Annotated in this window: 14 protein-coding genes; 9 read left to right on the plus strand and 5 right to left on the minus strand. The window is 69.1% G+C overall.

The window, feature by feature from the left end; genetic code table 11:
- Window positions 1-6: 6 nt before the first annotated feature.
- The 3 genes from ACFY9N_RS12860 to ACFY9N_RS12870 are packed head-to-tail and all read right to left on the minus strand — an operon-like array spanning window position 7 to window position 3,111.
- A complete protein-coding gene (locus ACFY9N_RS12860; protein ID WP_391479055.1) occupies window positions 7-858 on the minus strand; it encodes a carbohydrate ABC transporter permease in 852 nt (283 codons plus the stop codon).
- Window positions 859-877: 19 nt separating this feature from the next.
- Window positions 878-1,810, minus strand: coding sequence for a carbohydrate ABC transporter permease (locus ACFY9N_RS12865; RefSeq protein WP_391479057.1), 933 nt, complete (start codon window positions 1,808-1,810; stop codon window positions 878-880).
- A gap of 17 nt (window positions 1,811-1,827) precedes the next feature.
- Window positions 1,828-3,111, minus strand: coding sequence for an ABC transporter substrate-binding protein (locus ACFY9N_RS12870; protein WP_391479058.1), 1,284 nt, complete (start codon window positions 3,109-3,111; stop codon window positions 1,828-1,830).
- A gap of 142 nt (window positions 3,112-3,253) precedes the next feature.
- Here ACFY9N_RS12870 and ACFY9N_RS12875 point away from each other — a divergent pair, with 142 nt between their 5' ends.
- Together ACFY9N_RS12875 and ACFY9N_RS12880 are read left to right on the plus strand one after the other, a co-directional pair.
- A complete protein-coding gene (locus ACFY9N_RS12875) occupies window positions 3,254-4,330 on the plus strand; it encodes a LacI family DNA-binding transcriptional regulator (protein ID WP_391479060.1) in 1,077 nt (358 codons plus the stop codon).
- A gap of 85 nt (window positions 4,331-4,415) precedes the next feature.
- On the plus strand, window positions 4,416-5,723 hold the full coding sequence (locus tag ACFY9N_RS12880) for a glycosyl hydrolase (RefSeq protein ID WP_391479061.1): 1,308 nt from the start codon (window positions 4,416-4,418) through the stop codon (window positions 5,721-5,723).
- Between the two features lie 258 nt (window positions 5,724-5,981).
- On the opposite strand, the gene ACFY9N_RS12885 is transcribed toward ACFY9N_RS12880, so the two are convergent.
- On the minus strand, window positions 5,982-7,337 hold the full coding sequence (locus ACFY9N_RS12885; RefSeq protein WP_391479063.1) for a DUF222 domain-containing protein: 1,356 nt from the start codon (window positions 7,335-7,337) through the stop codon (window positions 5,982-5,984).
- 191 nt (window positions 7,338-7,528) lie between these two features.
- Here ACFY9N_RS12885 and ACFY9N_RS12890 point away from each other — a divergent pair, with 191 nt between their 5' ends.
- The 7 genes from ACFY9N_RS12890 (at window position 7,529) to ACFY9N_RS12920 (ending at window position 16,626) form a co-directional block, all read left to right on the plus strand.
- Entirely contained in the window at window positions 7,529-9,247 is a 1,719-nt protein-coding gene (locus ACFY9N_RS12890; protein WP_391479064.1) for an alpha/beta hydrolase-fold protein, read from the plus strand.
- A 28-nt stretch (window positions 9,248-9,275) separates the two neighbouring features.
- Complete coding sequence (locus tag ACFY9N_RS12895) at window positions 9,276-10,043, plus strand: alpha/beta fold hydrolase (protein ID WP_391479065.1); 768 nt, start codon at window positions 9,276-9,278, stop codon at window positions 10,041-10,043.
- 1 nt (window position 10,044) lies between these two features.
- A complete protein-coding gene (locus tag ACFY9N_RS12900; RefSeq protein WP_391479067.1) occupies window positions 10,045-11,868 on the plus strand; it encodes an ABC-F family ATP-binding cassette domain-containing protein in 1,824 nt (607 codons plus the stop codon).
- Between the two features lie 167 nt (window positions 11,869-12,035).
- On the plus strand, window positions 12,036-13,784 hold the full coding sequence (locus tag ACFY9N_RS12905; RefSeq protein ID WP_391479068.1) for a Na+/H+ antiporter: 1,749 nt from the start codon (window positions 12,036-12,038) through the stop codon (window positions 13,782-13,784).
- Window positions 13,785-13,922: 138 nt separating this feature from the next.
- Window positions 13,923-14,825: a MetQ/NlpA family ABC transporter substrate-binding protein gene (locus ACFY9N_RS12910; RefSeq protein WP_391479070.1), complete on the plus strand. Its 903-nt coding sequence runs from the start codon at window positions 13,923-13,925 to the stop codon at window positions 14,823-14,825.
- Window positions 14,826-14,923: 98 nt separating this feature from the next.
- On the plus strand, window positions 14,924-15,967 hold the full coding sequence (locus ACFY9N_RS12915; protein WP_391479071.1) for a methionine ABC transporter ATP-binding protein: 1,044 nt from the start codon (window positions 14,924-14,926) through the stop codon (window positions 15,965-15,967).
- The gene (locus ACFY9N_RS12920; protein ID WP_391479073.1) at window positions 15,967-16,626 is read left to right on the plus strand and encodes a methionine ABC transporter permease; all 660 of its coding nucleotides are present in this window, start codon (window positions 15,967-15,969) and stop codon (window positions 16,624-16,626) included. The genes ACFY9N_RS12915 and ACFY9N_RS12920 overlap by 1 nt, the downstream gene beginning before the upstream one ends.
- Before the next feature lie 17 nt (window positions 16,627-16,643).
- Here ACFY9N_RS12920 and ACFY9N_RS12925 read toward each other — a convergent pair whose 3' ends face one another.
- Window positions 16,644-17,603 carry a pseudouridine synthase gene (locus tag ACFY9N_RS12925; RefSeq protein WP_391479075.1) on the minus strand — a complete coding sequence of 320 codons (960 nt, stop codon included), beginning with the start codon at window positions 17,601-17,603 and terminating at the stop codon, window positions 16,644-16,646.
- Window positions 17,604-17,614: the final 11 nt, after the last annotated feature.

The following is a 17,614-nucleotide window of genomic DNA, read 5'->3' on the forward strand; positions in this document are numbered from 1 at the left end:
CGCCCGTCATCCCTTGATCGCCCCGGAGACCAGCGCCTTCTGCATCTGCTTCTGCAGGATCGTGTAGACGAGGTAGACGGGCAGCAGGGTCAGGAGGGTTCCGGCCATCAGCACACCGTAGTCGGTTCCCGCGTCGACCTTGAGGGTCGGCAGCGCCACCTGGATCGTGCGCTGGGAGGTGTCGGGGCCGATGAGGATGAGCGGATACAGGTAGGCGTTCCAGAAGGAGAGGAAGTTCAGCAGCAGCACGGTCGCGATGCCGGGGATGCAGATCGGCAGGTAGACCTGGCGGAGGACCTGCAGTGTGGTCGCACCGTCCATCGATGCGGCCTCCTCGAGCTCGCGCGGGATCGTGCGCATGAACGCGGTGAGGATGACGATCGACAGCGGGAGGGCGGTCGCCGGCAGCAGCAGCACCACGAACGTCCGCGTGTGGAACAGGCCGAGGGTCGCCGCCAGCAGGAACGTCGGGAAGAGTGCCGCGAACGAGGGGATCAGGAAGCCGAGGCTGAAGACGGTCTCGATGATGCGGCCCACCCGACCCGTGGCGCGGGCGAGGGCGAATGCGGCGGGGAGGGCGAGGAGCAGCGTGAGGATCAGCGCCGCCACCGTCGTCAGAGCGGAGTTCGCGACGGCGAGGCCCAGATCGGCCTGGCGGAGGGCGGTCGTGAAGTTCGAGAAGTCCCAGCTCGTGGGGAGCGCGAGGGGCGACTCGAAGATCTCCTCGTTCGTCTTGAACGACGACGCGATGAAGTAGTAGAAGGGGATGATCAGGATCGCCGCGTACAGCCAGGCGAGGGTTCCACTCGTGAGGGATCCGACCCGGTCGCGGAGGGGGAGGACGGTGCGTGATGCCATGGGATGCTCCTTCGTCCGGTCAGTGGGTCGCGCGCAGCGTGCGGCGGATCAGCCACATGCCGAGCAGTCCGAGGATGAACAGGATGACGCCGACGGCCTGGCTGTAGCCGAGGTTCGTCTCGACGAACGCCTTGCTGTAGATCAGGTACGACAGCGTCATGGTCGAGGTGCCGGGACCACCCTGGGTGAGCAGCAGCACCGTCTGCGCGGAGTTGAACAGCAGCGACAGGAACTGCAGCATCGTCACGACCCCGATGAAGTCCTGCGCGATCGGCCAGTACATGCGCCACGCCACGCGCCAGTCGCCTGCGCCGTCGACTCGGGCGGCCTGCACGATCTCGGTGTCGACGCCGTCGAGGCGGGCGGCGATCAGCACGGCCGAGTACCCGATGCCGCTCCACAGTTCGACCGCGATGATCGCGCCGAGCGCCGTGCTCGGGTCGGCCAGCCAGGCGTTCCCGCTCAGGCCCAGGGGAGCGAGGATGCCGTTGACCAGGCCGTCGGGGTTGAGCATGGCGTAGAAGACCATCGCCGTCGCCGGGGCGGAGATCAGGGCGGGGATGAAGAGCAGGTAGCGCAGCACGCGGTGGCCGCGGGGTTTCTGCACGACGTAGAACGCGAGCAGGAACGCCAGGATGATCATGATCGGCAGGCCGACGACGATCTGGATGGCGGAGTTGCCCAGCGCGGCCCAGAAGGTCGGGTCGGAGAACACCGCGCGGAAGTTGTCCCAGCCGGCGAAGGTCGGCGTCTCGAGCATCCCGGGCCAGTCCAGGAACGAGATCACGAAGATCGCGATGACCGGGCCGATCATGAACACGGCGTACCAGATGAGGGCCGGGAGGGCGAGGCCGGGGAATCGCTCGCGCAGCGGTGAGCGTCGGGGACGCCCGTTCGGGGGCATGGCGGTGACGAGCTGTTCGGTGGTGGGGGCAGGAGCGAGCGCGGTCATGGTGTCCTCTCGGGCCCTCAGGCCGCGTCGTAGGCCTTCTCGAACGTGTCGATGATCTGATCGGCCGAGGCCCGGCCGTAGGCCATCGCGGTCGCGCGGATCATCGGCTCGAAGACGGCGTCGGGGATGAGCAGGTCGGGCAGCATCACCGGGGTGACCTGATCGGTCGTGAGCTGCGAAGCCTGCGCGACCAATGGGAAGTCGCGGCTGACGACATCGGTGATCCGGCTCATGTCGCGGCCGGAGCCGAGAATGAACTCGCTCGTGACCTCGGGCGTGTAGAGGTTCTGGATGAAGGGCTTCAGGAGGTCGAGCTTCTCGGCGCCGTTCGCGCTGATCCAGATGCCGTGGCCGTTGAAGCTCTGGATGACCGTGGGGTGCGCGACCACGCCGCCGCTCGACGGCTTCGGCCAGCCGCCGACCGTGACCTCGGCCGCCCGCTCGGCGGGGACGAGGGCGAGGGCCGACGACATCGCCGGGACGATCGCGGCCTTGCGGGTGTTGAACTGGGTGAGTTCGGAGTCGGACGTGTAGCCCTGCACGTTGTCGACGAAGACACCGGCGTCGCGCAGCTCGACGAAGTGCTCGACGCCGGCCACGGCGCCCGGGAACTCCGACAGCTTCCCGGAGGAGAACGCCTTGCTCGCCTCGTCGCGGGTGAGGAAGCCCTGCAGGATCTGCAGGAACATTTTCTGGCCGCTCCAGTCGGAGCCGCCGACGGTCACCGGGCCGATGCCCTTCGAGCGCAGCGCGTCGGCCGCGGCGATCAACTCGTCGGAAGTCGTCGGGATGCCGACACCGGCCTCCTCGAGGAGTCCGGTGTTGAACGAGACCGGCCAGTTGGTGCGGGTGAAGGGGAACGCGCGCAGGTTGCCCTCGGCATCCGTCCATTCCTCGAGGGCCTCCGGGATGATCTTGTCGCGCAGGCCCCACTCGTCGAGCAGGTGCTGCACGGGGATGGTGGCGCCGAGTCGGGTCCAGGAGAGCGTGCGGCCCTGGAGGTTGACCATCGCGATGTCGGCCTCCTTGCCCGCCAGCGAGCTGGTCTCGAAGACGATCGGCAGGTCGGATCCGTTCTTGAGGAGGGCGACGGGCCGGTCACCTGCCCGCGAGTACGCGGCCACGACATCCGAGAACACCTGGGCACCGGAGACGGCCCCGCTGAGCTGGGTGTGTACGGAGATCGATCCCGCCGTGCTGGATGCCGGCATGAGGGGGCCGCATCCGGTGAGCAGAGGGATCATCACGCCGCCCCCGATCACCGCCCCGAGAAAGGTGCGCCTGCTGATGCCTTCGGTCATGAGCCCTCCTGAGAGCTGCAGTGCTACGGATGGATGCCGTCACGGTGCGCTCTTCAAGGTGTGCTTGTAAAGCGGTACACGTCAACGTGCGATTAATGTATACCGCTTTACAACGGACGGTCAACACCCTAATCTCGGTGGTGTGAGCGAGAAGGTGTCGAGCGAGAACGCGTCGAACGGGAACGCGGCGAACGGGAACGCGGCGAACGGGAAGAAGCCCGCCCGTGCGACGATCGCCGCGGTCGCCGCGCGTGCCGGGGTGTCGCCCTCTGCCGTGTCGCACGTGTTCAACGGGCGTCCGAACGTGTCGGCGGCGACGGCCGCGCGCATCCGTCAGGCGGCCGATGAGCTGCACTGGCGTCCGAACTACGCGAGCCGCAAGGTGAGCGGTCAGGGCGGACGCAGTCTCGGCCTGGTGATCGCCCGCTCGGGCGACACGTTCGAGCGCGATCCCTTCTTCATGCGACTCATCGCGGGTCTCACCGAACCGCTGGCCGAGATCGGTTGGTCGCTCTCACTCACCCTCGTGCGCGCGGAGGACGAGGAGCGCGTCTACCGCGAGTGGTGGAGCGAGCAGCGGGTGGACGCGTTCCTGCTCGTCGATCTCCGTGACGACGACCCCCGCACCGGACTCGTGCGCGAGCTCGGCGCTCCCGCGGTGCTGCTCGGAGCGCCGGTCGACGACGTCGTGCCGGCGGTGACCGTGCACGACGACGCCGCGTACGAGGAGGTGCTCTCGCATCTGCACGGCCTCGGTCATCGTGCCGTGGCGCGGGTGAGCGATTCGCCCGGCCTCGTGCACGCCCGCGATCGTGATCGCCGATTCGTGGATGCCGCCGAGAAGCGCGGCATGACGTCGCTCGTTCTGCGCTGGGAGGGGGAAGCATCCGATCCGGTGGCCGATCTGTTGGCGCGCGCCGGATCGACGACTGCCCTGCTCGTCGACAGCGAGGCCCTGGCGGCGGAGATCGTCGCGCACGCGCCCGAGATCGGTGTGCGCGTGCCCGAGCGGTTGTCGGTGATCGCGTGGGAGGACTCCTGGGTGTCGAGCCTGGTGCGCCCACGGCTCACCGCGCTCGACGCTCCCGTCGAGGAGAGCGCCCGTACCGCCGTGGCACTGCTCGCACGGATCGTGAGCGGCGAGGATGCCGTGTCGCAGACCGTGTCGTCGCGGCGCCTGATCGTGCGCGAGTCGAGCGGCCCGGCGCCCCTGCCGTGATGACCACGACCTCCTGACCACGACCTCCTGACCACGACCTCCTGACCACGACCTCCTGACCACGATCGAGAAGGACCACAGATCAGTGACTGACCAGACTCCCCGCTTCGGTGCCCGGCATTTCGACGCACCCCGTTTCGGCGCGAACTACACCCCCTCCCAGGACTGGATGTTCCAGTGGATGGGGATCGACGCCGATGTCGTGCGCCGGGACTTCGCGGCGCTCGCCGGGCTCGGGCTCGACCACGTGCGGGTGTTCCCGCTGTGGCCGGTGCTGCAACCGAATCGGACGCTCATCCGCCGCAAGGCGCTCGACGACATCGCCCTCGTCGCCGACATCGCCGCCGAGTTCGACCTCGATATCGCTGTCGACGTCATCCAGGGGCACATGTCGGGCTTCGACTTCGTGCCGGCGTGGCTGGTCAACTGGCACGACGGCAACATGTTCACCGATGAGAAGGCGATCCAGGCGCAGGCGGCGCTCGTCTCGGCGGTCTACGACGCGGTGCGCGAGAAGCCGAACCTCATCGGGTTGACGCTCGGCAACGAGCTCAACCAGTTCCAGCTGCCGAACCCCGCCGCGATGCCCGCCGAGAGTGCGCAGATCACGCACTGGCTCGAGAGCCTGCTGCAGGCGCCGCGCGATCGGGATCCGCGCCACCTCATCACGCACAGTGAGAACGACCACCTCTGGTACCGGGACGGGCATCCCTTCCTCCCTGAGCACGCGTCCCGTCTCGGCGACGTCACGACGGTGCACTCCTGGATCTTCAACGGCACGGCCGCGCGCTACGGCGGGCTGTCGTCGCCGTCGGTGCGGCACGCCGAGTGGATGATCGAGCTCTCGAAGGCGTTCGCCACGGATCCGCAGCGCAAGGTGTGGTTGCAGGAGGTCGGGGCGCCGTCCATGAACCTCGCCGAGGACGAGATGCCCGAGTTCGCCACGCGCACGGTTGAGGCAGCGCTGACCACGGAGGGCCTCTACGGCATCACGTGGTGGTGTTCGCACGACGTCTCGCGGTCGCTGGGGGACTACAAGGACCTCGAATACTCGCTCGGACTGCTCGACACGGAGAACGTCGTGAAGCCGCTGGGCCGCCGGTTCGCAGAGCTGGTCGCGGACGCGCGGGCGGATGCGCGGGCGGATGCTGCAGATGCCGATGCATCGCGGGCGGTGCCGCGGACCGTGGGCGTCGTCATCGATGTGGACGGCGACGATCTGCCGCTCTCGCGCACCGATCTCGCCCCCGGCGGACGCGTGTTCGAGCGCTGGCACGAGTTGCGCGAACAGGGCGACCCCGTGACCGTGGTCACCTCGCGCACCGCGCAGGATGCCGGCGCTCTCGCCGCGCGCGGGATCGACACCATCGTGGAGGTCGCGCAGCGCGCGTGACGGTGCAGCGCGCGTGACGGGTGCCGTGCGCGGTCACCGAACACCGACGCGGGCCGAAACCAAGCGCATCGCAGGGCGACCTGGAGAAGCCCACGCCGGAGCGGGGCGTGCTGTCATCTCCTGGGCATGTTGTCGTCTCCTGGGCATGTTGCCGTCTCCTGGGCATGTTGTCGTCTCCTGGGCATGTTGCCGTCTCCTGGGCATGTTGCCGTCTCCTGGGCGTGCTGTCGCCTCGGGCGGGTTGTCGTCTCGAGCTCCTCATGGTGGGTTGTCCTCGGTGAAGGTGACCGCATTCTGTTGTGGTGGTCGGTCGATGTAGGTCGTCCCGGTGGGGCTGGTCCAGATGAGGTCGCCGGCGCGCCCCGCGTTCGTGTCGTCGTTCTCGTGTTCGCCGCGATCGTCGCCGACGCGGCGGTGTCGGACGTGCCAGGGCGAGTGGTGTTTGAGCATGTGATGTCGCCGGCAGAGATGGGCGAGGTTGTCGGCGCAGGTCTCGCCGCCGTGCGAGGCGGCATGCGTGTGATCGACGTCGCACTTGCGGGCGGCGATTCCGCACCCGGGGAACCGGCAGCGTTGATCGCGCGCACGCAGATGGCGGGAGAGCTGATCGGAGGGTCGATATCGATCGACAGCGAGGAGCGCACCGGTGATCGGATGCGTCAGCACCCGTTCCCAGCCCGTCACGCCACCGGCGAGCAACCGGGCCGTATCGGTGTCGATCGGGAAGCGACCGTCGAGTTCCGCCGGTGGTGAGCCGGAAGCACCTGGATCGTCGTCCATGAGCGTCAGCACCGGCACCGTGATCTCGACCCGTGCATGTATCTTGCCGAGAACTCCCGTCTGGGAGTCGTGACCGACCGGCGACCCGGTGAGGACGAGATCCGCCAGGAGATCCGCGCGCAACTGGTCGGTCGTGCGAGTGTCGGGCTCGCCCGTCTCCTCCGTCGATGCTTTCGTTGCCTGGGCGTTCTCGAGGGTGATCGTCCGCGCCATCCGCGTGAGTCGATCGTGCATGCCGTGCACGAGCACGGCCGGCCCGAGCATCCCGAGTTCGGCCATTCCGTCATCGAGATCCTTCACCCACACCCGCCGCAGTTCTCGGGCATCGCGATGACGTTCGGTGACCGTGCGGGGCTGGAACTGCTCGGCGATCCGCCGAGCGATCCTGCGCAGCCGATTCGGCGACTCGACCGAGGCCGCTTCCACCGCACGCGCCGCATAAGCCTCGCGATGGAGCGCGTGGTCGAGATGCGCGCCCGCGTCGGCGATCACCTGAGCGTGCGCGGCGCTGATCCTCCCGGCTCCCTGTGCAGCCCACACGGCGGGGAACGCCTCTACGAGCCAGGATGCGGCATCCATCCGCCTCTCGATCGTGCGGTCGCTCGCCCGCACCGCCGCCCCGATCTCCGCCGCCACCGAGCGCACCGCCATATCGCCCTGGTCGGGGTGCGAGGCTTGGCGAGCCACATCCACGGCGATCCGGGACGCGATGGCGAGCATCCCGTCGCGCACCGCGGACAGTCGGGCGATCGTCTCCTCGACCGCCCGCACGGAGTCGACGAGGTCGGCGAGCATCGCCGTCTGTGAGTCCGTCGCATCGAGCAGTTCCGTCATGAGAACACTCCATCACCCACCACCGACATTCGAACATATGAACGATTCTCGGACGGCGCTCGACCGGGTGCTCGGCACATCACCGCATGCCAGTGCTGGGTCCGCACCACATGGGCGGCGCGGTGTGCCCGCTCTACCGTGGCTTTCCACCAGCGGTATCCGACGCGGCATCCGATGAAGGAGAAACCGACATGAGACACCACTTCCGCAACGTGCTCGCCCTCCCGACCGTGATCGCGCTCACGGCCGGCGCGACGCTCGCGCTCGCCGGCGCGAACGACACGTCCGCGACGTCTTCGCCACCGGCCATCCCCGCCGCCGCCCCGGCCGAGGCGTCCGCCGCAGCGCCTGCCGACGCCCCCGACGACTTCATCCGCGACGTCCAGACCTGGACCACCACGTCCGATGCCGGCCGCGACTACAAGATCTCGGTCGCGCTCCCGGCGAACTACGACGAATCCGGCGCCGCCTACCGCGTGCTCTACGTCACCGACGCGAACGCCGAATTCGGGATCGCCGTCGAGACCGCCCGTCTCAACGCGCCCGGAACCATGGTCGTCGGCATCGGCTACGACGATCCCGGCCAGGGCTTCGCGGCCTCCGGGGTGCGCCGCACCCTCGACCTCACCCCGACCGAGATCACGGCCGACGTGCCGACCGGAGGCGCCCCCGAATTCCTCGATTTCCTGCGCTCCAAGCTCGTCCCGCACATCGAGAGCGAGTTCCACGCCGACCCCGACGACCGCGCGCTCATGGGTCACTCCTTCGGCGGTCTCTTCGCCACCTACGCCCTGCTCCACAACGACGGCCTCTTCGATCGCTTCGTCATCGCGAGCCCGTCGATCTGGTGGGACGACCGCACGATCCTCGATATGGAGGCGGCCTACTCCGACGCGAACGATGCCCTCGACGCCCGCGTCTTCCTCTCGGTCGGCGAGCTCGAGGAGACCACTTCGGGATTCCCGATGACCAGCGACATGACGAACTTCGCCCGCACGCTCCAGAGCCGCGCCTACGACGGGCTCGAACTGGGCGCGACGGTGTTCCCGGACGAGACCCACCTCTCGGTGATCGGCGCAGCGTTCAGCCGCGGCCTGCGATTCATCTACGCCGCTCCCGGCACCGAGGTCCCGGGAACCACCCTTCCGGAGGCGCAGGACGTCGCTCCGCAGATCGTCATACAGCCGTCGGATGCCGAGGTCGGCGAGGGAGCGACGGCGGCCTTCACCGCCACGGCGACGGGAACCCCCGAGCCCACCGTGATCTGGCAGACGCAGCTCCCGGATGCCGGCGACTGGGTGACGATCCCGGATGCCGTCGCCTCCACTCTCACGCTCGACGCCGTCCCGGCATCCGCCACGGGCACCCGCTATCGCGCGGTCTTCACGAACTCCGTCGGCGAGACCGCGACCGAGCCGGCCACCCTCACCGTGACGCCCGCATCCGAGGAGCCCGCGGCCCCGTCGGCCGACGACCTCACCGACGACAACCGCGGATCCGTCACCGCTCCGGCCACGGTGGCCCAGGGTGCGCCCATTGATCTCTCGATCGGGTCAGACCTCGCCGGCGCGACGGTCGAGGTCTACCTCTTCTCCGAACCCACCCACCTCGGCACGCTCACCGCATCGTCGACGGGCGTCGTGCGGGCGGTGATCCCGACGGATGCCGCGCTCGGGGCGCACCGCGTCGCCGTCTACGCCGCGGACGGCGCCCTCATCGGGTGGGCGCCGGTCGAGATCGTCGCCGCTCCGTCGGGCGGGGCGACAGCTCCCGGCGGCAACCTCGCGGACACGGGGACGGATGCCGAGACCGTCGCGGCCCTCGCCATCGTCGCGAGCCTGGCCGTGCTCCTCGGGGGAACAGCCGTGCTGTTCACGCGGCGGCGCCGGGAGGCGGAGACGACGATGTGATCGCCCGTCGGCGTGATTGACTCGACGGATGCTTCTCCACGCCGAGATCACGCCGCCGACGGGCCGCACGGCTGACGGCGCGAGCGAGCAGGATGCCGACAGCATCGTGCTGCTCCACGGTCTGATGGGATCGACCGAGAGCTGGCACGACCTCGTCCCGCGCCTCGCCGCGAACGGGTGGCGGGTCCTGGCGATCGATCTCCCCGGCCACGGCCGCTCGCCGCGCGACCCCGAGCTGACGGTCGCGCGCGCCGCGGCATCCGCCGTGCGAACCGTGCAGACGCACCTGGACCGCCCACCCGCGGCGGCGATGGGCCACTCTTATGGCGGCACCGTCCTCGCCGCAGGGGCTGCTGCCCTCGATCCGGGTCTCGCGGTGTTCGTCGAGGCCGCACTCGGATTCACCGGAGGGTCCGATCGCGCGACGCTGACAAGGCAGTACGCCGAGGATGCCGCGGCCCGCACCGTCGACGCGTTGCGTGCACGCCCCGGATACTCCGTCGCCGCCGCCGAGCGCGAAGCGCGGGCAGCACAGCTCTTCGACCCCGCGACCTCGGCGTCGATCTCCTGCGGGGCTGACATCGACGAGCATCCGCCGCCCGGTTCGATCGCCGTCATCGCCGAACCCAGCCGCTTCGTCACGGGAGCCGCAGCGACCGGGTGGCAGAACGCCGACATCGACGTACGCCGCATCCCCGGCGCCGCGCACACGCCCTGGTACGGCCACCTCGACGAGTTCGTCGCTGCGCTCCCCGAGGTCTTCGGTGTCCGCCCACCCGGCTACCCTGGACAGTGACATGGCACATCTTCTGGGGGCCGAGGCCCTGCACCTCGAATATCCGACGAGGGTCGTCTTCGACTCCGTGACGCTCGGCATCGAGGAGGGGGATCGCATCGGCATCGTCGGCCGCAACGGCGACGGCAAGTCGAGCCTCCTCGGCATGCTCGCGGGCATCAAGGAACCGAACTCCGGCCGCGTCACGGTGCGCGGCGGCACGACGATCGGCGTGCTCGACCAGGCCGACACGCTGCCCGACGACCTCACGATCAGCCAGGCCGTCGTCGGCGACACCCCCGAGTACGAGTGGGCCGGCGATGCGCGCACGCGCGACGTCATCGAAGGCCTGCTGACCGACCTGCCGTGGGACGCCGAGATCGGCTCGCTCAGCGGCGGTCAGCGCCGCCGCGTCTCGCTCGCCCGACTGCTCGCGGGCGACTGGGACGTCATCGCTCTCGACGAGCCCACCAACCACCTCGACGTCGAGGCGATCACGTGGCTTGCCGGTCACCTCAAGAAGCGCTGGGCCGCGAACGCCGGAGCGCTCATGGTCGTGACCCACGACCGTTGGTTCCTCGACGAGGTCTGCACCGAGACCTGGGAGGTGCACGACCGCATCGTCGAACCGTTCGAGGGTGGGTACGCGGCGTACATCCTGCAGCGCGTCGAGCGCGACCGCATGGCCGCCGCCACCGAGGCGAAGCGCCAGAACCTCGCCCGCAAGGAGCTCGCATGGCTCCGCCGCGGAGCCCCCGCGCGCACGAGCAAGCCGAAGTTCCGCATCGATGCCGCCAACGAACTCATCGCCGACGTGCCCGAGATCCGCGACAAGGTGTCGCTGCAGTCGCTCGCCGTCTCGCGCCTCGGCAAGGACGTCGTCGACCTCCTCGACGTGAGCGTGACGTATCCCGCCGCCGACGGCGGGGAGAAGACGGTGCTGCGCGACGTCGAGTGGCGTATCGCGCCGGGCGAGCGCACCGGCATCCTGGGTGTCAACGGCGCCGGAAAGTCCACACTGCTCGGCCTCATCTCGGGGACCGTCGAGCCCACGACCGGCCGGGTCAAGCGCGGCACGACCGTGAAGGTGCAGACGCTCACGCAGCGCCTCGACGAGCTCGATCAGTACTGGAACGATCCGGTCCGCGTGATCATCTCGGGTCTGCGCACCTCCTACACGCTGGGCGCGGGCTCGAAGGCCCAGGACCTCACCCCGGGCCAGCTCCTCGAACGCCTCGGGTTCTCCTCCGCCCAGCTCTCGACTCCGGTCAAGGATCTCTCGGGTGGGCAGCAGCGCCGCCTGCAGCTCCTGCTCGTGCTCCTCGACCAGCCGAACGTGCTGATCCTCGACGAGCCCACCAACGACCTCGACACCGACATGCTCGCCGCGATCGAGGACCTCCTCGACTCCTGGTCGGGCACCCTGCTCGTCGTGAGCCACGACAGGTACTTCCTCGAGCGCGTCACCGACCAGCAGTTCGCGATCCTCGACGGACACCTGCGTCACCTGCCTGGTGGCGTCGACGAGTACCTGCGTCTGCGCCACCTGCAGACCGCGAACGCCGAGAAGGGCCAGGCCGTGAAGGCGGCGACGGAGGCGGCGGCCGCCACGCCCGCAGGTCTCGACGGCGCCGCCCTGCGCACCGCGCAGAAGGAGGTCTCGTCCCTCGAACGGCGCATCCAGAAGCTCACGCAGCAGGTGGATGCCGCCAAGCACGCGCTCGCCGAGCACGACCAGTCCGACTACGCGGGCCTCGGCGAGAAGATGGCGAAGATCAGCGCGCAGGAGGCCGAGATCGAAGAGCTCGAGCTGCGCTGGTTCGAGCTCAGCGAGCAGATCGGCTGACCCCGGCGCACCCCGCGCCGCCGACGAACGCCCGACCCAGGGACCAGCAGTACCTGGCGATCTCGCGACCACGGGAATACCTTTGCCTTGCGACGCGCTGTGCTCTGGGCGGGGTCTGACGCCGGTCGGTGTCGCACAGCACGATTCTGCGGCACCGGGAGGTACACATGGAAGGACTCGAGGTCACCGTCCTGCTCGGACTCACGATCCTCGTCGGCACTCTGATCGCGCCCCGCGTGAGACTGGCGCTGCCGCTCGTGCTCGTCGTGTTCGGGCTCCTGCTCGGCTTCGTGCCGGCGCTGCGCGAGGTGCAGCTGCCGCCCGAGACCGTCCTGCTGCTGTTCCTGCCCGTCATGCTGTTCTGGGAGAGCCTGACGACGTCGCTGCGGTCCATCCGGCGTGACTTCCGCTACATCCTCCCGATGAGCACGCTCCTCGTCGTCGCCTCCGCGTTCGCCGTCGCCGGCGTCGGAGTGCTGTTCGGGATGCCGTGGGAGATCGCCCTCATCCTCGGGGCAGCCGTCGCCCCGCCGGACGCGACGGCGGTCGCCGCTCTCGGGCGCCTGTTGCCGCGGCGCATGTTCATGAAGCTGAAGGCCGAGAGCCTCACCAACGACGGCACCGCGCTCGTGCTTTACGCCATCGCCGTCTCGCTCGCCGTCGGCGGCCAGGTCACACCGTGGTCGGTCACCTGGACCGTGCTCGTCTCCTACATCGGCGGCATCGCGGCGGGCGTCGTCGTCGCGCTGCTGGGAGTGCTGCTCCTGCAGCGCTCCGACCGCACCGCCGTGATCAACGTCACGATGCTGCTCATCCCGTTCTCGGCGTTCCTCGTGGCGGAGCTCATCCACGCATCCGGAGTGCTCGCCGTGGTCGTGGCCGGGCTCATCGCCTCCTACGTCTCGCCGCGCGTCACGACCGCATCCTCCCGACGCCAATCCGACGCGGTCTGGCCGTTCGGCGTCTTCCTGCTCAATGGCGCCCTGTTCATCCTCATCGGACTCGAGGTGCAGTACGTAGTGCACGAGATCTCCGCCGCGATGATCGGCTGGCTGGTGCTCACCTCGATCGCCGTCTGGGCGACGCTCGTGGTCGTGCGCTACCTCTTCCAGTTCTTCACCGGATTCTTCCAACGACCGGCCACCCGGCCCCCGCGCGGCCTGCGCGCGCGGTCCCGTGTCGTCTCGACCGTCGCCGGCATGCGCGGCGCCGTCTCTCTCGCGATCGCCCTGTCGGTGCCGACGAGTCTCGCCGAAGGATCGGCCGGGCGCGACGAGGTCGTGTTCGTGACCGCCGGGGTCATCCTGCTCAGCCTTCTCGTGCAGGGCCCGCTCCTGCCCGCGGTCGTCCGTTGGGCGCGGATGCCCGTCGACCACGCCGAGCAGGAGGAGTACGAGCTCGCCGAACGCGCGATCTCGGGAGCCGCGCTGTCGGCACTCGACGATCTCGCCGCCGAGCACGGCGTCGGACAGGAGGTGCGCGATCGCGTGCGCTCCGAGGGGTACCAGATGCTCGAACTCGCCAACGCGAAGGCCCTGGCCCGCGAACAGGCGCTCGTCGACGCCGAGGCGCGCGAGCTCGACGCCCTGCTCGACAGCCCCGACACCACGGCATCCGATCCCACGGCATCCGACGTCGTCGACGATGCCCTCGGCGTCGGGGGAGTGACGGATGCCGTCGACGGAACGACCCTGCAGATGATCGCGACGTCCACCGACGTCGACGTGCTGCAACGCTCGCCGCTCGTGCGCCACGAGGAGCACACCCGTCTCAAGCTTGCCCTCCTCGACCGCAAGCGCGAGGTGCTGATCGGCCTGCGCCGCTCCGGCACCGTCGACGACATCGTCGTGCGCCGCATCGCGGCCCGCCTCGATCTCGAGCAGGTGCGCCTGCAGGGGATCGAGGAGTTCGACTGACCCGGTCCCAGCGCGCCCGAGACTCTCCCGACACGCGCGGGCGGAGGGCAGGGTGACGCTGTGTGACGGTCGATTCCGCGCCCGGGGCAGCGCCTGCCTAGCGTAGGGGAGTCCCTGAGAGAGGAACCCGCACACATCATGTCCCGTCGTACCACGCCCATCATCGCCGCGCTCGCCGCGGTGCCGCTCTTCGTCGCGCTCGCCGGATGCGCCACGTCCACCGACGCCGACTCCGGCTCGGGCTCCGAGAACGAGGTCGTCAAGATCGGCGTCGTCGGCAAGGGCGACCCGCAGTGGCCCGCCTTCGTCGAGGCCGCTGAGGAAGAGGGCATCACGGTCGAGCTCGTCGACTTCGGCTCGTACGAGCAGCCGAACCCCGCGCTGACCGAGGGCGAGATCGACCTCAACCAGTTCCAGCACATCGTGTACCTCGCCGGCTACAACGAGGACTCGGGCTCCGACCTCACGCCGATCGGCTCCACCGCGATCTACCCGCTGGGCCTCTACTCGAAGAAGTACGACGACGTCGACGACATCCCCGAGGGCGAGACCGTCGCCGTTCCGGACGATGCCTCGAACCAGGCGCGCGCCCTGCTCGTGCTCCAGTCGGCCGGCCTCGTCGAGCTCAAGAGCGGCGGCACGATCTTCTCCGACCTCGCCGACGTCGACACCGACTCCTCCAAGGTCAAGGTCACCGCGCTCGAGGCCGCCCTCATCCCGACGTCGCTGCCCGATGTCGCAGCGGCGATCATCAACAACGACTTTGTCGAGGACGCCGGTCTCACCTTCAGCGACGCGATCGCGCAGGACGACCCGGAGGACCCCAACGCGCTGCCGTACGTGAACATCTTCGCGGCCCGCGCCGAAGACGCCGACAACGAGACGTACCTCAAGCTCGTCGAGATCTTCCAGACCAACGAGGCCGTCCAGGCCGGGCTCCTCGAGTCGTCGGGCGACACCGCCGTGCCGCTGCAGACGCCGGTCGCCGACCTCGTCGCTTCGCTCGAGAAGGTCCAGAAGGACACCGCAGCGAACAAGTGATCACGGCGGGGACACCCCGCCTGATGCGAGAGAATCGGGTGGCGCCTCGTGCGTCACCCGATTCGTCGTTTCCCGACATCCCACCCACCGGAGCTTCCATGCCGATCGTGAGCCTGACCAACGTGTCGAAGGCGTATCCCTCCCGCGTGCCGGGAGACGCCGAGATCATCGCCGTCGACGACGTCACCCTGTCGATCGAGAAGGGCGACGTGTTCGGAATCATCGGATACTCCGGGGCCGGAAAGTCGACGCTCGTGCGCCTGATCAACGCCCTCGAGCCCGCGACCAGTGGCGAGATCCTCGTGGGCGGTGTCGACATCACCTCCCTCTCGGAGAGCGCGCTGCGCAAGGTCCGCGGCGGCATCGGCATGATCTTCCAGCAGTTCAACCTGTTCTCCTCGCGCACCGTGCGCGCGAACGTCGCCTACCCGCTCAAGCTCGCGGGCTGGACGAAGGCAGACATCGACGCGCGCGTGACCGAACTGTTGTCGTTCGTCGGACTGTCCGACAAGGCCAAGGCCTACCCCGAGCAGCTGTCCGGCGGGCAGAAGCAGCGCGTCGGCATCGCCCGCGCCCTCGCCACAGGGCCCGCGATCCTGCTCGCCGACGAGGCGACCAGCGCACTCGACCCGCAGACCACGCACGAGGTGCTCGATCTGCTGAAGCGCGTCAATCAGGAGCAGGGCGTCACGATCGTCGTCATCACCCACGAGATGGACGTCATCCAGACGATCGCCACGAAGGTCGCCGTCATGGAGAACGGGCGCGTGATCGAGCAGGGCGACGTCTTCGACGTCTTCTCGGCCCCGCAGAACCCCGCGTCGCAGCGCTTCGTCGGCACGGTGGTCAAGGGCGTCCCGTCGCCGGCCGAGTTGTCGGTGCTGCGCGAGCGGCACCGCGGGCGCCTCGTCACCTTCTCGTTCCGCGACGGTGACTCGTCGCAGGCCCAGGTCTTCCTCGACCTCGCCGCGGCCGGTCTCGACTTCGAGCTCGTCTACGGCGGCATCAACGACATCCGTGGGCGCGCCTTCGGCCACCTGACGCTCGCGATCCGCGGTGAGAGCGCGGCCATCGACCGCACGCTCGCGGCCATCGCCGAACGCGTCGAAGTCACCGAGATCGCACGAGAGGAGGCCCGCTGATGGATCGTCTGCAGGAACTGATGCCCGAGTTCTGGGCCGCGGCGCTCGAGACGCTGTACATGACGTCGTTCGCGCTCGTCCTCGGCGGCGTGCTCGGACTCCTCATCGGCGTCATCCTCTACGTCACCCGCCCGGGTGGTCTGCTGCCCAACCGTGCGGTGTCACTGCTCGCGAACCTCGCGGTGAACATCTTCCGTCCGATCCCGTTCGTGATCTTCATGGCGGTCGCGCAGCCGTTCGCGCGCGTCGTGGTGGGCGTGGGCATCGGCACCACCGCCGGTGCGTTCATCATCGCCCTCGCGGCCTCGTTCGCGATCGGACGCATCGTCGAGCAGCACCTCGTCTCGGTCTCGCCCGGCGTGATCGAGGCGGCGCGGGCGATGGGCGCCGGCCCCCTCCGCATCCTCTTCACCGTCGCGATCCCCGAGTCGCTCGGCCCGCTCATCCTCGGCTACACGTTCATCGTGGTCGCGCTCATCGACATGACGGCGATGGCCGGTCTGATCGGCGGCGGCGGTCTCGGTGCCTTCGCGCAGATCTACGGCTTCCGCCAGTTCGAGCCGGTCGTGATGTGGGCGGCGATCGCCCTGATCGTCGTGTTCGTGCACCTCGTGCAGATGCTGGGCACGCGCCTGGCGCGCAAGATCATGCGTCGCTGAGCGGCGTCGCGAGAACGTCAGTCGTCTGCAGGAGCGCCGCCGGGCGCCTCCTGTAGGCGACGACGCGTCGTGAACACGCGCTCCTCGCCCGAGAGCGGGTCGGTGAAGCGCAGCTCGCGGGCGAGCAGCTGCATGGGCCGCGCGAAGTCATCGGGCGCTTCCGGATGCAGCACGGGATAGAACGGGTCGTTCAGGATGCCGGCGCCGAGCGCCGCGAGGTGCACGCGCAACTGGTGCATCTTGCCGCTGTGAGGGCGCAGCAGCGTGTGCACGACTCGGTCGTCGGCGTCGATCAGATCGATGAGGGTCTCGGAGTTCGGCTCCCGCACGTCGTCGACCCGCACCCGCAGTTCGCCGCGTTGCTTGTCGATGTGGTTGCGGTAGACGAGGGGGAGCGGATGCCCCGCCAGGGCCGGTCGCTCGGGATCCCAGTCCTCGGGGAGGGCCGAGACGGCCTCGTAGGTCTTCTGCACCCGGCGGGTCTCGAAGAGGAACTGGTACGCTCCGCGCGTCGCGGGACGCGCGGAGAACATCAGCAGGCCCGCGGTCGCGCGATCGAGGCGGTGGATCGGGGCGAGGTCGGGGTTGTCGAAGAGGTTGCGCAGCCGCACGAGAGCCGAGTTCTGCAGGAACTTGCCGCCGGGGGTCGTGGGGAGGAAGTGCGGCTTGTCGACCACGACGAGGTCGTCGTCGCGGTGCAGCACGTCGATCTCGAACGGGATGACGGCCTCGACCGGGGGTTCGCGGTAGTACCAGACGAACTCCACGCTGCCGAGGGGCGCGTCGCGCGGTACCGCGCCGCCGTCGATGTCGACGATCTCGCCGCGGTCGAAGCGCACGCGCAGCCGTTCCGGATCGAGGTGGAAGAACCGTTCGATCATGTAGTCCGCGATGGTGGGCCAGGGACCGGCGAGCGGCACGTGCAGCCGCGTCGCGCCGACGCCGTCGCGCACGGGTAGGGGAGAGGGCATGCCCATCAGCTCACCCC

The sequence above is a fragment of the Microbacterium sp. NPDC008134 genome (genome assembly GCF_042957055.1).
GTDB lineage: Bacteria > Actinomycetota > Actinomycetes > Actinomycetales > Microbacteriaceae > Microbacterium.